The organism is Clavibacter sp. MX14-G9D (assembly GCF_032917815.1).
GTDB classification, from domain to species: domain Bacteria; phylum Actinomycetota; class Actinomycetes; order Actinomycetales; family Microbacteriaceae; genus Clavibacter; species Clavibacter michiganensis_K.
The window spans coordinates 1-15743 of sequence record NZ_JAVCVL010000045.1; the positions used below are offsets into that span (position 1 = coordinate 1).

The window sequence follows — 15743 nt, forward strand, 5'->3', positions numbered from 1 at the left end:
GGCCCCGCCCTCCGCCGCCCTGCCCTCCGCGGCCATGCCCTCCGCGGCCAGCGTGAGGAGCCCGCGGCCCATGGCGGCGGGCAGCGTGGCGTCGTCGAGGGGGGCGGACGAGTCGGGGCGGTCGCCCGCGGCGCCGGTCGCGGCGAGGACGCGCTCCCACCCCACGTAGGACTCGACGGCGATGTCGAGGACGGTGTCGAGCACCAGCACGGCCTCGGCCTCCGCGAAGCCCAGGCGGGTGAGGTCGCGGATGGCGCCCGTGAAGCGGAGGACGACCTGGTCCGGCGCGGCGCGCAGGTGGTGGATCGCGGTCGCGAGCCCCGGGTGCCGGTCGTACATGTCCCAGATGCGCTCGACGGCCTGCTCCAGGTAGGTGCGCCAGGCCGTGTCGCCCGCCGCCTCGAGCGTCCCGGCGGGGGCGTCGGGCACGACCGGCCAGTCCATCCGCGCGATCGCGGTGTCGCAGGCGAGGAGCACGATGTCGTCGCGGCTCGCCACGTGCCGGTACAGCGTCGAGTGGTCGACGCCCAGGCGGTTCGCGAGCGAGGTCAGCGTGAGCGTGCTGAGGCCGACCTCGAGGGCGCCCTCCGCGATCGACCGCCGCGAGACGCGCGCGGGCCGCCCGACCCGACCGGCTCGCCGTTCCATGCCGACGATCATACCGGGACGGCGCCAGTCATTAGGGCCCAAAGCGACGCGTGCCCGGGGACGCGGAGGAGCGGACGGGCCGGTCGCGCCGGTCGTCGCGACCGCCGGTGCCGGCGACGGGGGCGTCGTCCGGGGCGTCGGCCGGCACGGAGCCGCCGCGGCTAGCGTGGGAGCATGCCCGACAACCGCACCCCCTTCTCCGAGCTCGACGACCTCATCGCCATCCCGCGCCTCGGCGGCCTCGTGCTCTCTCCTGACGGACGCCGCGCGGTGCTCACCGTCACGACCCTCGACGCCGCCCGCACCGGCTACCGGAACGCCCTCTGGGTCGTGCCCGCGGCCGGCGGCGGCGTGCCCCGGCGCCTCACGCGCTCCGCGAAGAGCGAGGCGGGCGCGGCCTTCACGTCCACCGGCGACCTGCTGTTCGTCTCCTCGCGGCCGGACGCGGACGACGCCGCCGAGGAGGACGCCGCGCAGCTGTGGATCCTCCCGGCCGACGGCGGCGAGGCCCGCGCGCTGACGCGGCTCGCCGGCGGCGTCGACGGCATCGCGGCCGTGGCGCGCGACGCGGCCACCGTGGTCCTGCACGCGCCGATGCTGCCCGGATCCGACTCGCTGGAGGCCGACGCCGTGGCCCGGAAGCGCCGGTCGGACCTCAAGGTGAACGCGATCCTGCACGACAGCTACCCCGTGCGCTACTGGGACCACGACCTCGGTCCCGACGAGCCGCACCTGCTCGCGCTCGACCTGACGGACGCGCTCGTGGAGGAGCCCGCACGGCCCACCACGGCCGACGCCGCCACCGCGCTCGCCGCCGAGGCCGCGACCGAGGACGGCGGATCGGCGGCCGCCGCCCCCGTCGCCACTGCCCTGCCGTACCCGACGTCGCTGCCGCGCCCGCGGGACCTGACGCCGCAGCCCGGCCGGACCCTCGACCACGCGTCCGCGGCCCTCAGCCCCGACGGCCGCACGCTCGTCGTCGCCGTCGGCGTGAAGGAGCGCCGCGGCGACCGCCAGGCGCTCGTCTCCCTCGACGTCGCGACGGGGGAGCGGACGACGCTCGTCGACCTGCCCGGCACCGACGTCGAGTCGCCCGCCATCAGCCCCGACGGAGGGCTCCTCGCCTACGTCCGCGCCGACCGCGCGACCCCCGCCGGGCCCACGCAGCAGGAGATCTGGGTATCCGCGCTCGACGGGTCCGACGCCCGGCGCGTGGCCGCCGACTGGGACCGCTGGCCGTCGTCGCTGCAGTTCGACGCCGACTCCCAGGGGCTCGTCGTGACCGCCGACCAGGACGGCCGCGGCCCCGTCTTCCGCATCGGCCTCGACGGCGACGTCACGCAGCTCACGACCGACGACCACGCGTACACCGACGTGCGCGTCGACGCCGAGACGGGCGACGTGCTCGCGCTGCGGTCCTCGTGGATGGCGCCGGCCCACCCCGTGCGCGTGTCCGCCGCCGACGGGTCCGTGACCGAGCTGGCGACGCCCGCGCCCGTGCCCGCCACGACCGGCACCATGACCGAGGTCGCGACGACCGCAGCCGATGGCGCCCGCGTGCGCGGCTGGCTCGTGCTGCCGGAGGGCGCGTCGGCCGAGGCGCCCGCGCCGCTGCTGCTGTGGATCCACGGCGGCCCGCTCAACAGCTGGAACGCGTGGAGCTGGCGCTGGACCCCGCAGGTGATGGTGGCGCGCGGCTACGCGGTGCTGCTGCCGGACCCCGCGCTCAGCACCGGCTACGGCCTCGACTTCATCGCCCGCGGCTGGGACGCGTGGGGCGAGGCGCCGTACACGGACCTCATGTCGATCACCGACGCCGTGGAGGCGCGCGATGACATCGACGCGACCCGGACGGCCGCGATGGGCGGCTCGTTCGGCGGCTACATGGCGAACTGGGTCGCGGGGCACACCGACCGCTTCCGCGCGATCGTCAGCCACGCGAGCCTCTGGGCGCTCGACCAGTTCGGCCCCACCACCGACTCGTCGCAGTACTGGCAGAGCATCTTCTCCGCCGAGGGGCTCGACCGGAACTCGCCGCACCACTCGGTGCGGGACATCGTGACCCCCATGCTCGTGATCCACGGCGACCGCGACTACCGCGTGCCCGTGGGCGAGAGCCTGCGCCTCTGGTCGGAGCTCGCCGAGCACCACGCGGCCGACGACGGGACCACGCCGCACCGGTTCCTGGTCTTCCCGGACGAGAACCACTGGATCCTGAAGCCCCAGCAGTCGGTGGTCTGGTACCGGACGGTGCTCGCGTTCCTCGACCAGCACGTGCACGGGAAGGACTTCGTGCGGCCCGAGGTGCTCGGCTAGCACCGCGGTTCACGGGCCGGGCGGCGCGGGCATGCGGGATGATGACCGGATGCCCGCGCGCCCCGCCCCCGGTCCCACGCTCCTCCGCGCCGCTCGGGCCGTCGACGCCCGCGGGACGACCGCCGACGCGTGGGTGCTGCTCGACGGCGACGCGATCGCCGCGGTCGGGAGCGGACGCGAGGCGCCGCCGGCGGAGCGCACGGTCGACCTCGGCGGCGTCACGCTCGTGCCGGGCCTCGTCGACCTGCACGTGCACGGCGGCGCTGGCGGGTCCCACGACGACGGGGCCGACGGGATCCGCGCGGCCGTCGCCCTGCACCGGCGGCACGGCACCACGCGCTCCGTGCTCAGCCTCGTCGCGAACCCGGTGCCCGACCTCGTGCGGTCGCTCGGCGCGATCCGGGAGGCGATGGCCGAGGATCCGCTCGTGCTCGGCGCGCACCTCGAGGGCCCGTTCCTGTCGCCGCACGCGGCGGGGGCCCACGCGCACGAGCACCTGGTGGATCCGACGCCCGCGCGCATCGAGGCCCTCCTCGCGGCGGGGGAGGGCGTGCTGCGGCAGGTCACGATCGCCCCGGAGCTCGACGGCGCGCTCGACGCCATCCGCCGCCTGGTCGACGGGGGCGTGGTCGCGGCCGTCGGGCACACCACGTGCTCGGGCGACCTGGCGCGGGCGGCGTTCGACGCGGGGGCGACCGTGCTGACGCACGCGTTCAACGCGATGCCCGGCATCCACCACCGCAAGCCGGGCCCGATCATGGCGGCCGTCGCCGACGAACGGGTGACGCTCGAGCTGATCCTCGACGGCGTCCACGTCGATCCGGCGGTCGCGGGACTGCTGTTCCGCGCGGCGCCCGGCCGCGTCGCGCTCGTCACCGACGCGATGGCGGCGACGGGATCCGCGGACGGCCGCTACCGCCTCGGCTCGCTCGACGTGGACGTGCGCGCGGGCGTCGCGCGGGTGTCGGGCACCGATACGATCGCGGGCTCGACGCTCACGCAGGACCGGGCGCTGCGGATCGCGGTGGGCGACGTGGGCCTCGCGCTGCCGGATGCGGTCGCGGCGCTCACGGTCGTCCCGGCCCGGGCGCTGGGCCTCCAGGACCGCTTCGGCCTGCTGCGCGCGGGATCCGCGGCCGACGTCGTGGCGCTCACGCCCGACCTCGAGGTCGCCCGCGTCTGGGCCGCGGGCGTCGAGGTGCCCGGGCCGGCTTCCGCCGCGGGCGTGCCTCAGGCCTCGTCGCGGTAGACCACGCGGCGCTCGCCGGCGCGCACGGCGGCCGCGAGACGGTTGCCGGCGGGCGGGAGCGGGCAGTTCATCCAGTCGGAGAAGCCGCAGGGCGGGACGACGGCGCGCGTGAAGTCGAGCGTGACGGGTCCGTCGCCGTCCGGGCGCGGGAGGAAGAGGAAGCGGCTGGGCGCGTAGCTCTCGCGGCCGGTGGTCGCGTCGGCGAAGACGAGCTGGAGCCGGTCGCCGTCGGCGAACGCGCTGAGGCGCACCTCCTGGCCCTCGATCTCCACGACGATGTCGCCGGGCACGGGCAGCCCGCGGGTGCGGCCCTGGTCGGCGATGTGCTCGAACGGGATGACGCGGTCCTCGTCGACGCGCTCGAACCGGCCCTGGAGGATCCACTCGGGGGCGTAGGGGTAGACCTCGATGTCCTCGAAGGCGCGGTTCCTCGGGGACGCCGAGTCCCAGAGCCGGTAGCCGTGCTCGGGCTCGCCGGTGTCGAGCGAGACGCGCTCGATGCGGGTGAGCTGCACGGTGTCGGGCTGGCCCTCGAGCGCCTCGAGGTCGCTGACCTCCTCGCTGGGAGCGAGCCACGTCGTCTGGATCAGCGCGAGGCTGCCGAACGGGCTCGTCACGGCCGCGAGGCGGGCGCGGTGCCAGGCCTCGTAGCGGGCGAGGGCATCGGGGTCGGCGGCGTCGGGGCGGGCGGCATCGGTCGTCGTGTCGGTCACGTGAGGGTCAACGCGCCTGGTGCGGGCGCATTCCCGGAGCGCGCGCCTCGCGGATGCCGCTCGGAGGCGTCGGGTATTGACTGGACACCCGACGGAAGGACGCTCCCATGGCACGCACGGTCGCCGACCAGCTCATCGCCCAGCTCATCGAGGCGGGGGTGAGCCGCATCTACGGGGTCGTCGGCGACAGCCTCAACCCGATCGTCGACGCGGTGCGCCGCACGGGCGGGAGCCGCAAGGGCGGGATCGACTGGATCCACGTGCGGCACGAGGAGGCGGGCGCGTTCGCGGCCTCCGCCGAGGCGCAGCTCACGGGCCGGCTCGCCGTGTGCGCCGGATCCTGCGGTCCCAATCACCTCCACCTCATCAACGGCCTCTACGACGCGCACCGCTCGGGCGCGCCCGTGCTCGCCATCGCGAGCCACATCACCACGAACCAGATCGGCTCCGGCTACTTCCAGGAGACGCACCCGGACCGCCTCTTCGTCGAGTGCTCGCACTACACGGAGATGATCTCGACGGCCGTGCAGGCGCCCCGCGTCGTCGACCAGGCCATGCGGCACTCGCTCGCGCTCGGCGGCGTCAGCGTCATCACGCTGCCCGGCGACGTCGCCGAGCTCGACGCCGAGGGCGAGGCGCCCGCGTTCTCGCTGCCGCGGCGCCCCGCGATCGTGCCCGCCGAGGAGGACGTGCGCGCGCTCGCGCAGGCCATCGACGAGGCGGACAGCGTCGCCATCTTCGCCGGACGCGGAGCGGGATCCGCGCACGCCGAGCTCATGGAGCTGGCCGACAGGATCGCCGCCCCCGTCGGCCACTCGCTGCGCGGCAAGGACGTCATCCAGCAGGACAACCCCTTCGACGTCGGGATGACGGGCCTCATCGGCTACGGCGCCGCGGCCGCGGGCATCTCGGGCGCCGACCTGCTGATCCTCATCGGCACCGACTTCCCTTACGACCAGTTCCTGCCCGGCAAGGAGGTGCGCACCGCGCAGATCGACATCGCGCCGGAGCGCCTCGGCCGCCGCACCGACGTGGACATCGCGATCCACGGCGATGCGCTCTCCACCATCCGCGCGGTGCTGCCGCTCGTGCGGCGGAAGACCGACCGGCGGGTCCTCGACAAGCTGCTGGAGGAGCAGGACAAGAAGGTCGAGCAGGTCGTGGGCGCGTACACGTCGAAGGCCGAGAAGCTGAAGCCCATCCACCCGGAGTACGCGGCCAGCATCCTGGACGAGGTCGCGGGCGACGACACCGTGTTCACGAGCGACACCGGCATGTGCAACGTCTGGACCGCGCGCTACCTCACGCCCAACGGGCGACGGCGGATGATCGGCTCGCTCGTGCACGGGTCGATGGCGAACGCGCTCCCGCAGGCCATCGGCGCCCAGGTGGCGTACCCGGAGCGCCAGGTCGTGTCCGTCTCGGGCGACGGCGGGCTCTCGATGCTCATGGGCGAGCTCGTGACGGTCGCGGCCTACGGGCTCCCCGTGAAGATCGTCGTGTTCAACAACTCGACGCTCGGGCTCGTGAAGGTCGAGATGCTCGTCGACGGGATCCCCGACTTCGGCGTGGACGTGCCGATGGTCGACTACGCGGCCGTCGCCGCAGCCCTCGGGATCCACGCCCAGCGGGTCGAGGACCCGGCGGACATCCGCGGGGCGCTGGAAGCCGCGTTCGCCCACGACGGCCCCGCCCTCGTCGACCTCGTCACCGATCCGATGGCGCTCTCCATCCCGCCGACCATCACCGGCCAGCAGCTGAAGGGCTTCGCGCTGTCCATGTCGAAGATCGTCATGAACGGCGGCGTCGGCGAGGCCGTGAAGCTCGCCCGATCCAACCTGCGGAACATCCCGCGGCCGTGAGCGGGGGCGCCGCCGCGTCCCCTCCCGCACCGACCGCACCACCCGCCCCGATCGCACCGAACCCCACCGAACAGAGGAGCACCATGTCCGACCCCGTCGTCGTCACCGCCGTCTTCACGCCCGTCGAGGGGCGGCGCGATGACACCGTCGCCGCCCTGTCCCGCGGCATCGCCGAGGTGCACGGGGAGGCGGGCTGCGAGCTCTACGCCATCCACGACGCGCCCGACGGCACCATCGTCATGCTCGAGAAGTGGTCTTCCGGCGAGGAGCTCGACGCCCACGGCGCGGGGGAGGTCGTCGCGCGCATGAACGCGTCGCTCGCCGGCCTCCTGCAGTCGCCGCCCGTGGTCACGCGGCTCGTCCCCATCCCGGCGGGGGACGAGATCCAGGGCGCGCTCTAGCGCGTCGCCGGTCCCGGCGGGCGGTCAGCCGAGCTCGACCAGCGTGATCCCCGCCGACCGGTCGCCCGCGGCCAGCGCCTCGAGCGCGGCCGGGGCGTCCTCGAGCCGGATGCGGTGCTCGATGAGCAGCTCCGGGCGGAGCGCGCCCGAGGCGACCATCGCCATCAGCTCGGCGTAGTCGTGCGCGGGCATGCCGTGGCTGCCGTGCAGGCTCAGCTCCTGGCTGATGATGACCGGGACGGGCACCGTCGGCTCGCTCGCGAACAGCCCGATCTGCACCTGTCGGCCGGTCGGCGCGAGCGCGAGCAGGCTGATGCGGAGCGTCGACTCCCGGCCGAGCGCCTCGACCGACACCTGCACGCCGTCGGGGGCGACCGCGCGGATCGCGTCGAGCACCTCCCGCTCGGCGAGGCCCGACGAGTCGACCGCGTGCGCGGCTCCGAGCTCCCGGGCGCGCGCGAGGGCTGCGGGGTCGATGTCGACCGCGATCACCTCGGCGCCCACGGCCACGCCGATCATCACGGCGCTGAGGCCCACGCCGCCGCAGCCGACGACGACCAGGCGCTCGCCGCGTCGGATGCGCGCGCGGTGCACGAGCCCCCGGAACGCCGTAGCGAACCGGCAGCCGAGGAGCGCCGCGGCGCCCGCGTCGAGGTCGTCGGGGACGGGGATGAGGTTGACGTCCGCGTCGTGCAGCGCCACCAGCTCCGCGAACGAGCCCCAGTGCGTGAAGCCCGGCTGCGTCTGGTCGCGGCACACCTGGCCGTTCCCGGCCCGGCACTCGGGGCAGCGCCCGCACGCGCACACGAAGGGCACGGTGACGCGGTCGCCGACGCGGAAGCGGGTGACCTCGGGGCCCGTGGCGTGGATCCGGCCCACCAGCTCGTGCCCCGGCACCTGCGGCAGGGCGATGCCGTCGTCGTGCCCGAGCCAGCCGTGCGCGTCGCTGCGGCACACGCCCGAGGCCTCGACGCGCACGACGACGCCGCGCTGCGAGGGGACGGGATCCGGCAGCTCGCGGACGACGGGCGTCTCGCCGAACCGCTCGTAGACGACGGCGCGCATGGGGGCTCCTCGGGGCAGGCGGGGCCCGACGGGATCGGGCGGACGGGCCCGTCCACGGTATCCGACGGCGCGGGCCGCCCCTTCGCGCGCGGCGACCTGCTCCTGGGAGGCGGAGGCCCCGGTCCTCAGCCGCGGTCGCCGAGCAGTACCTCGCGCACCGCGGCGGTCGTCGCGACCACCTGCCGGGCGCGCCCCGAGGAGAACAGGGCCGCGTCGGCCTCGGTCACGAGCGACTCCTCACGCCACTGCGCGTCGTACAGGGCGGCGCGGTAGCCCGTCGACGCCTGGCAGGAGACGTCGGCGCGGGCGAGCACGACGTCCTCGGAGGGTGCGTCGGCGTGCTCGGGCTCGAGCAGGGTCATCGGATCCTCGGGCAGCGGGCGTCCCCGGTCACGGAGCTCGTCGGCGGAGGCCCCAGCCAGGCAGCCGCGCCAGGCGTCGGCCGCCGCGACGACCGCGACCGATCCCGCGCCCGGCGCCCGCTCTGGAAGCGCAAGCGCCTCTGGATCCCCGTGGGCGTCCTCGGCCTCGCCGTCATCGGCACCGCCGTCTCGGCCGCGCTGATCCTCCCGCGCGTCGACACCGTGCAGGGCGAGCTGCGCGAGGCGCTGCCGCTCTCCGACCAGGTGCAGGCCGCGCTCCTCGCGGGCGACGTCGACGCCGCGAAGGCGGGCGCCGCCGAGCTCCGCGACCACACGGCGAAGGCCGCCGAGGCCGCCGACGACGGCGTGCTCGCCGCGTACGAGTGGGTGCCCTTCGCGGGCCCGAACATCCACGCCGCCCGCGTGCTCGCCGGCACCACCGACCGGCTCGCCACCGACGTCGTCACCCCCGCCACCGAGGTGTCGCTCTCCGCGTTCACCCCCGTGCTCGGGCGCATCGACCTCGACGGGATCCGCTCCCTCGGCCAGACCGTCGACACCGCGTCCGACGGGCTCGCCGGCGCCCGCGCCGAGCTCGAGACCATCGACCGCGACGCGCTGTGGGCGCAGGTCGCGAACGACGTCGACCTCATGGACGACACCCTCACGAGCACCGAGGAGACCGCGAGCACCTTCCGCGAGGTGACCGGCATGCTGCCCGCGCTCCTCGGCGCCGACGGCTCCCGCAACTACCTGCTCATGTTCCAGAACAACGCCGAGGTGCGCTCCACCGGCGGCAACCCCGCGGCGCTGGTGCTGCTGACCGTCGAGGACGGCAGCGTGCGGATCGCGGACCAGGCGTCGAGCAACGACTTCCCGCGGAACGTCCGCCAGGGCGACGTGCCCGACGAGACCGTCCGCCTCGTGGAGCCGCGCTCCGACCGGTTCGAGCAGAACATCACCATGTTCCCGGACTTCCCCACCTCGGGCGCCCTCGCCAAGTCGTACTGGGAGCGCTACATCGGCGACCGGGTCGACGGCGTGCTGTCGTTCGACCCCATCGCGCTCAGCTACCTCCTGGAGGCGACCGGCCCGATCACGCTCGCCACGGGCGACGAGCTGAACGCCGAGAACGCGGTGCCCACCCTCCTCGGCGCCGTCTACAGCCAGTACCCCGACTACCTCGAGCAGGACCGCTACTTCGCGAGCGCGGCCAGCACGATCTTCGCGAAGCTCGTCACCGACACCCCGCCCGTGGTGCCCCTCGTCACGGCGCTCGACCGGGCCATCGACGAGCGGCGCCTGCTCATGTGGAGCACGGTGCCGGAGGAGCAGGCCCTCATCGAGGGCGGGCCGCTCAGCGGCGCGCTGCCGGACGACAACGCCGAGCAGACGGCCATCGGCCTGTACTTCAACGACATCGGCACCGGATCCAAGATGAGCTACTACCTGCGCTCCGGATCCCGCATCCAGGCGGAGACGTGCGGCGACACCACGACGTACACGGTGTCCGTCGACATGACGAGCATCGCGCCGCTGGACGCCGCCACGAGCCTGCCGCGCTACGTCACGGGCCTCGACGGCCAGGCCAAGGGCCGCCAGTTCGACGACCTGCTGGTCTACGGGCCGGTCGGCTCCACCGTCACGGGCTGGTCCACCGAGGCCGACCTCACCACCGAGGAGGCCCGCGGCACCGACATGGGGCGCGGCATGATCCGCATCCGCACCGAGCTCGCGCCGCAGGACACCAAGACCGTCGAGGTCACCTTCACCATGCCCGCGTCCGACGACGCCGGACCGCTCGAGGTGCGGCACACGCCGCTCGTGCGGCCCCTGGAGTCGGACATCACGCAGGTGCCCTGCTCCACGGGCGGCTGATCCGCCGCACGACCCGCGGGCGACGGAGCCCGCACCAGCGCCCCGGATGGGGGCTTCGTCCCCGTCCGCGCTCCCCGTAGGCTCGACGAGCCGTCGGGGGACGCACCGCCCCCGCACGCCCGCCCGCCGCCCCCGCGGATGACACCAGGCCGAGAGCACACGTTGACACCCAGCACCGCCCCCACACCGCCCCGTCGGGCGCACCGCGTCCGCCGCTGGATCGTGCGCACCCTCCTCGCGCTCCTCGTCCTGCTGCTCTCGTGGCTCCTCGCGGGCATCCCGCTCTTCGTCTTCCCGCCCGCGAGCCAGCCGGAGAAGGCCGACGTGATCTACGTCATCGGCCCGCCCAACCCCACGCGCCGCGACCTCGCGGCGAAGCTCGTGGACGAGGGCTTCTCCGACACGGTCGTCTTCTCGGTGCCCACCACGGGCCCGCAGTCGGCCGGCGAGCTGGCCGCCTGCAACGGCGAGTTCCCCTACCCGGTCACGTGCGACACCCCGTCCCCGTTCACCACGCAGGGCGAGGCGCGCTACCTCAAGGAGAAGTCCGAGGAGAACGGGTGGACGAGCGCCATCGTCATCACCTGGACGCCGCACGTCACCCGCACGCAGCTGATCTTCGACCGCTGCTTCGAAGGCGACCTCATGGTCGTCGAGGACCCGGTGGACTTCGACCTCCGCCAGTGGGTCTCGCAGTACACGTACCAGACCGGCGCGTTCGTCAAGGCGCTCGTCACCCCCGGCTGCTGACGCACCGCGGCGCGTCCGATCCCCGCTCCGCGGCCCGGCGGTCAGCCGGGCGCGGTTGAATGGATCCCATGACCACCGCGATCGGCCCGACGACCGGCGACGACCTCCACCTGATCTCCCTCAACGTGCGCATGCCCTGGAACGGGACGCGCCCGGGCGAGGCGGACCACTGGCCCGAGCGCCAGGAGGTGCTGACCCGGTACCTGCAGCAGGAGCGCCCCACGGTGCTCGGCGTCCAGGAGGCCCTCTGGCCCCAGGTTCAGGCGATCGAGAAGGCGCTCCCGCCGTCGTACCGGATGATCGGGCAGGGCCGCGACGGCGGCAGCCACGGCGAGCACGGGGCGATCTTCTACCAGGCGTCGCGCCTGACGCTCCTCGAGCACGACGTGATGTGGCTGTCCGACACCCCGGACGTGATCGGCAGCATGACGTGGGGCAACCCGCTGCCGCGGATCCTCACCTGGGCCCGCTTCCAGGACGAGGCCACCGGCCTTCCGCTCGTGGTGATGGTCACGCACCTCGACCACGACTCCGCCGAGGCGCGCGACCGCGCCGCCGAGGCCATCGCCGAGCTCGTCCGCACCCGGTTCGCCGGCCTGCCGCTCGCGCTCCTCGGTGACTTCAACGCGGACGTCGACTCCACGCCCTACGACGCGCTCACGCGCCGCGGCAGCCTCCGCGACTCGTGGCTCGACACCCCGCGGCAGGCGACCCCCGCGTTCGGCACGCAGCCCGAGTACCGGCCGCCGGTCGTGGGCGCCCCGCGCATCGACTGGATCCTCGTGAGCGACCGCGTCGACGTCCGCGCCGCCGCCGTCAACGACTTCGCCTGGCGCGGCCGGTGGATGAGCGACCACCTGCCCGTGCAGGCGCTGGTGCGCCTGCACTGACGCCGACCCGGCAGCGCGCGTCGGGGTCGGCCGCGGCGCCGCCGCCCGCCGTCGCCGCCCGCCGTCGCGCGCAGGCGCCGCACGTCCGGGGCTCGTAGCCTGGAGGGATGAGCACCGCACCGAAGGTCTACGCCATCCACGAGAACCCCGAGTGGTTCGGGCCGTTCGCCGCCGCCCTCGACGCCCGGGGCGTGCCCTACGAGGAGTGGCTGCTGACCGACGGGGTGCTGCCGCTCGACGACGCCCCACCCGAGGGCGTGTTCTGGTCGAGGATCAGCGCGTCGGCGCACACGCGCGACCACGCGCTCTCGAAGGACTACACGCGCGCGCTGATGAGCTGGCTGGAGGCGCACGGCCGCCGGACCGTGAACGGGCGCCGCACGATCGAGCTCGAGGTCAGCAAGGTCGACCAGCTCACCGCGCTCCGCGCCGCCGGCATCGAGGTGCCGCGCACGCGCGCCGTGATCGGCAGCCACCGCATCGTGGAGGCGGCGCGCGACCTGCCGACCCCGTTCATCACGAAGCACAACCAGGGCGGGAAGGGCCTCGGGGTGCGCCGCTTCGAGAGCGTCGACGAGCTGGCCGCCTACGTGGAGGGGCCGGAGTTCGAGGAGCCGCAGGACGGGATCACGCTGCTGCAGGAGTTCCTCGAGGCCGCGACGCCGCGCGTGACGCGGGTCGAGATCGTGGGCGGGCGCTTCGTCTACGCCATCCAGGCCGACACGGCCCGCGGCGGGTACCAGCTCTGCCCGGCGGACGCATGCGAGATCGATCCCGCCACCGGCGCCCTCGTGATGCCGCCCGGGGCCACCATCGCGCAGCAGCCGGGCGACACGATCTTCTCGCTCCGGGAGGACGTGACCGCCGAGCACCCGCTGGTCGAGCGCTACGTCCGGTTCCTCGCGGGGCTCGGGGTGGAGGTCGCCGGGATCGAGTTCATCGAGACGGCCGACGGCCGGCTGGTGACCTACGACGTGAACACGAACACGAACTACAACGCGGGCGTCGAGCGCGTCGCCGAGCGCTCCGGGCCGGGCGCCGTCGCCGAGCTGCTCGAGCGCGTGCTGCGGGAGACGTACCCGGGGGCCTGAGCCGCCCGCCGGTGCTCCGCGCACCGGCCGGGTCCGAGCCGCCGGGCGGGGCGCGCCGGACGAGGCGCGGGCCGGGTCAGGCCGCGGGCCCGCCGTCCTCGGGGGCGACCGCGGAGGTCGCCGCGCCCTGGTCCTCGGCGATGCGGGTGTGGTGGTGGATGACCTCGGCCACGATGAAGCCGAGGAACTTCTCCGCGAAGGCCGGGTCGAGGCGGGACTCCTCGGCGAGGGCGCGGAGGCGGAGGATCTGTCGGCGCTCGCGCTCCGGATCCGCCGCGGGCAGCCCGTGCGCGGCCTTCAGCCGGCCGACCGACTGCGTGAACTTGAACCGCTCCGCGAGCAGGTGCACGAGGGCGGCGTCGATGTTGTCGATGCTGCCGCGGATGTCCGCCAGCTCGTCGAGGGCGGCACGGGCGTCGTCGTCGAGGGGCGCCCCTGCGGGGCCGGTGTTCTCAGGCATGGACCGACCCTACCGATCCGTCCCTGGGACGACGGAGGCGGGCGCACCCGATGGGTGCGCCCGCCTCGCGGGTGGTGCCGGTGGATCAGTCGACGATGGTGACCTTCACCTCGATGTTGCCGCGCGTGGCGTTGGAGTACGGGCAGACCTGGTGGGCCGCGTCCGCGATCTCCTGGCGGCGCTCCGCGTCGACGTTCGGGAGGTAGACGTCGAGCTCGACGGCCAGGCCGAAGCCGCCCTCGCCGTTGTCGCCGATGGAGACGCTGGCGGAGACGCCCGCGTCCTTCGTGTCGACGCCGGCGTTCTTGCCGACGAGGTGCACGGCGCCCAGGAAGCAGGCGCTGTACCCGGCGGCGAAGAGCTGCTCGGGGTTCGTGCCGTCGCCCGAGCCGCCCATCTCCTTCGGGGGACGGGTGTCGAAGTCGATGCGGTCGTCCTCGCTGCGTACGTGTCCGTCGCGTCCTCCGCCGGAGGCGTGCGCGATCGCGGTGTAGATGGGTTCCATGCACCCATGACACCACGATCCGGCTGGGAGCGCGCGGCGCGCGCGGCGGGTGTTCGCGGCGGGGACGGTGGATCGCCGCTGGACGCGGCGGGTGCATCGCCGCGTCCGTCGCCGGGCCGGTCCCCGGGTCAGGGCAGCAGGCCCGACCGGTAGCCCCAGACCACCGTCTGGAGGCGGTCGCGCGTGCCGAGCTTGGTCATGATCCGGGTCAGGTGCGACTTCACGGTGCTCGTCTCGATGACGAGGCGCCCGCCGATCTCGTCGTTGGAGAGGCCGTCGCCGAGGAGCCGCACGATGTCCTGCTCGCGCGGCGTGAGCACGTCGGCGCCGGGGTGCACGGTGGACGCGGCGCGCCGGCGGGTGAACTCCGCCATCACGCGCCGGGTGGTCACGCCGTCGAGGGCGGCGCGCCCCTCCGCGAGCGCCCGGACCGCCTGGATGAACTCCTCCGGCTCCGCGTCCTTCAGCACGAAGCCGCGGGCGCCCGCCTCGAGGGCGCCGAACACGTACTCGTCGAGGTCGAACGTGGTCGCCACGAGGACGGCGGGGGCGCGGTCGGCGGCGGACGGGGACGGGGACGCGGACGGGGCTGCGGTGCCGGACCTGGCGGCGGCGTCCGCGCCGGTGGCGGCGTCCGCTCCGGTGATCGCGCGGGTCGCCTCGATGCCGTCGCCCCCGGGCATGCGCACGTCCATCACGACGACGTCGGGCGCGAGGCGGCGCACCAGCTCCACGGCCTCGCGGCCGCCGGACGCCTCGCCGACGACCTCGATCCCCCCGGCGGTCTCGAGCACCACCCGGAAGCCGGCGCGGACGATGGACTGGTCGTCGACCAGGACCACGCGGATCACGCGTCGCCCCGGGCGTCGCCGGCGACGGGCTCGACCGGCAGCTCGAGGCGCACGCGCCACGTGCCGGCGGCGGTGGGCCCCGCCTCCAGCCGACCGCCGACCAGCGCGGCGCGCTCGCGCATCCCGAGGAGCCCGAGGCCCGGGGAGCCGGGGACGGGATCCCCGCCCGGCACCATGCGCGGGCTCACCACCTCCACGACGAGGTCGGCGCCCTCGGCCCGCAGCGCGACGCGGATCCACCGGGCACCGGGCGCGTGGCGCGTCGCGTTGGTCACGGCCTCCTGCACGATGCGGATCGCCGTGGCGCGCACGTCGTCGGGGACGTCGGCCGGCGTGCGGTCGTCGAGCTCCGCCCGCCCTCCGGAGGCCGTCGCCTCCCAGCGCGCGAGCAGCTCGGCGAGGCCCTCCGTCGGCGTGGACGACAGCTCCGCGTCGCGCTCCACGTCCGTCGCGCGCAGGGTCCGGACCCACGCCCGCATGCTCGCCAGCGCGGCGCCGCCCGCGTCCTCCACGGCGGCGAGGTCGGCGTCGAGCGCCCCGCCGTCCGCCCCGAGGGCGCGTCGCGTCGCCTGCAGCTGCAGCACCATGCCGGTCAGGCGGTTCGTGAGGTCGTCGTGCAGGTCGCGTGCGAGCCCGTCGCGCTCCTCACGGGTGGCGCGTTCCAGGGCGAGGCGGCGCTCCGCGTCGAGGTCGCGCAGCACG

16 protein-coding genes are annotated in these 15743 nt (G+C 74.8%); 8 read left to right on the forward strand and 8 right to left on the reverse strand.

The window, feature by feature from the left end:
- On the reverse strand, positions 1 to 648 hold a 648-nt coding region (locus Q6969_RS06150), incomplete at its 3' end, for a TetR family transcriptional regulator (RefSeq protein WP_317229648.1).
- Between the two features lie 174 nt (positions 649 to 822).
- Here Q6969_RS06150 and Q6969_RS06155 point away from each other — a divergent pair.
- Positions 823 to 2964: a prolyl oligopeptidase family serine peptidase gene (locus Q6969_RS06155; protein WP_317229649.1), complete on the forward strand. Its 2142-nt coding sequence runs from the start codon at positions 823 to 825 to the stop codon at positions 2962 to 2964.
- Positions 2965 to 3013: 49 nt separating this feature from the next.
- Complete coding sequence (gene nagA, locus Q6969_RS06160; protein WP_317229650.1) at positions 3014 to 4213, forward strand: N-acetylglucosamine-6-phosphate deacetylase; 1200 nt, start codon at positions 3014 to 3016, stop codon at positions 4211 to 4213.
- Here the strand turns inward: nagA and Q6969_RS06165 are convergent.
- Positions 4195 to 4926 carry a DUF1684 domain-containing protein gene (locus tag Q6969_RS06165; protein WP_317229651.1) on the reverse strand — a complete coding sequence of 244 codons (732 nt, stop codon included), beginning with the start codon at positions 4924 to 4926 and terminating at the stop codon, positions 4195 to 4197. The two genes, nagA and Q6969_RS06165, sit on opposite strands and share 19 nt — an antisense overlap.
- Before the next feature lie 107 nt (positions 4927 to 5033).
- On the opposite strand from Q6969_RS06165, the gene Q6969_RS06170 reads away from it, so the two are divergent.
- Positions 5034 to 6788, forward strand: coding sequence for a pyruvate dehydrogenase (locus tag Q6969_RS06170; RefSeq protein WP_317229652.1), 1755 nt, complete (start codon positions 5034 to 5036; stop codon positions 6786 to 6788).
- A gap of 83 nt (positions 6789 to 6871) precedes the next feature.
- A complete protein-coding gene (locus Q6969_RS06175) occupies positions 6872 to 7189 on the forward strand; it encodes an antibiotic biosynthesis monooxygenase (RefSeq protein ID WP_317229653.1) in 318 nt (105 codons plus the stop codon).
- Positions 7190 to 7213: 24 nt separating this feature from the next.
- Here the strand turns inward: Q6969_RS06175 and Q6969_RS06180 are convergent, their stop codons facing one another.
- The gene (locus tag Q6969_RS06180; RefSeq protein ID WP_317229654.1) at positions 7214 to 8254 is read right to left on the reverse strand and encodes an alcohol dehydrogenase catalytic domain-containing protein; all 1041 of its coding nucleotides are present in this window, start codon (positions 8252 to 8254) and stop codon (positions 7214 to 7216) included.
- A 125-nt stretch (positions 8255 to 8379) separates the two neighbouring features.
- Positions 8380 to 8616, reverse strand: coding sequence for a hypothetical protein (locus tag Q6969_RS06185; protein ID WP_317229655.1), 237 nt, complete (start codon positions 8614 to 8616; stop codon positions 8380 to 8382).
- Here Q6969_RS06185 and Q6969_RS06190 point away from each other — a divergent pair.
- The 4 genes from Q6969_RS06190 (at position 8593) to Q6969_RS06205 (ending at position 13225) form a co-directional block, all read left to right on the forward strand.
- Positions 8593 to 10494, forward strand: a complete 1902-nt coding sequence (locus Q6969_RS06190) for a DUF4012 domain-containing protein (RefSeq protein ID WP_317229656.1) — start codon at positions 8593 to 8595, stop codon at positions 10492 to 10494. The genes Q6969_RS06185 and Q6969_RS06190 overlap by 24 nt on opposite strands.
- 222 nt (positions 10495 to 10716) lie before the next feature.
- Positions 10717 to 11244 carry a YdcF family protein gene (locus tag Q6969_RS06195; RefSeq protein WP_317229657.1) on the forward strand — a complete coding sequence of 176 codons (528 nt, stop codon included), beginning with the start codon at positions 10717 to 10719 and terminating at the stop codon, positions 11242 to 11244.
- Positions 11245 to 11312: 68 nt separating this feature from the next.
- Entirely contained in the window at positions 11313 to 12134 is an 822-nt protein-coding gene (locus tag Q6969_RS06200) for an endonuclease/exonuclease/phosphatase family protein (RefSeq protein WP_317229658.1), read from the forward strand.
- Positions 12135 to 12241: 107 nt separating this feature from the next.
- On the forward strand, positions 12242 to 13225 hold the full coding sequence (locus Q6969_RS06205; RefSeq protein WP_317229659.1) for an alpha-L-glutamate ligase: 984 nt from the start codon (positions 12242 to 12244) through the stop codon (positions 13223 to 13225).
- A 76-nt stretch (positions 13226 to 13301) separates the two neighbouring features.
- On the opposite strand, the gene Q6969_RS06210 is transcribed toward Q6969_RS06205, so the two are convergent.
- From Q6969_RS06210 to Q6969_RS06225, 4 genes are all read right to left on the reverse strand, one after another.
- Complete coding sequence (locus Q6969_RS06210) at positions 13302 to 13685, reverse strand: chorismate mutase (RefSeq protein WP_104290379.1); 384 nt, start codon at positions 13683 to 13685, stop codon at positions 13302 to 13304.
- Between the two features lie 85 nt (positions 13686 to 13770).
- Positions 13771 to 14190: an organic hydroperoxide resistance protein gene (locus Q6969_RS06215; protein WP_094115150.1), complete on the reverse strand. Its 420-nt coding sequence runs from the start codon at positions 14188 to 14190 to the stop codon at positions 13771 to 13773.
- A 128-nt stretch (positions 14191 to 14318) separates the two neighbouring features.
- Positions 14319 to 15041: a response regulator transcription factor gene (locus tag Q6969_RS06220; protein WP_317229660.1), complete on the reverse strand. Its 723-nt coding sequence runs from the start codon at positions 15039 to 15041 to the stop codon at positions 14319 to 14321.
- Positions 15038 to 15743, reverse strand: a 706-nt coding sequence (locus Q6969_RS06225) for a histidine kinase (RefSeq protein ID WP_317229661.1), incomplete at its 5' end; no start/stop codon positions are given. The genes Q6969_RS06225 and Q6969_RS06220, both read right to left, overlap by 4 nt.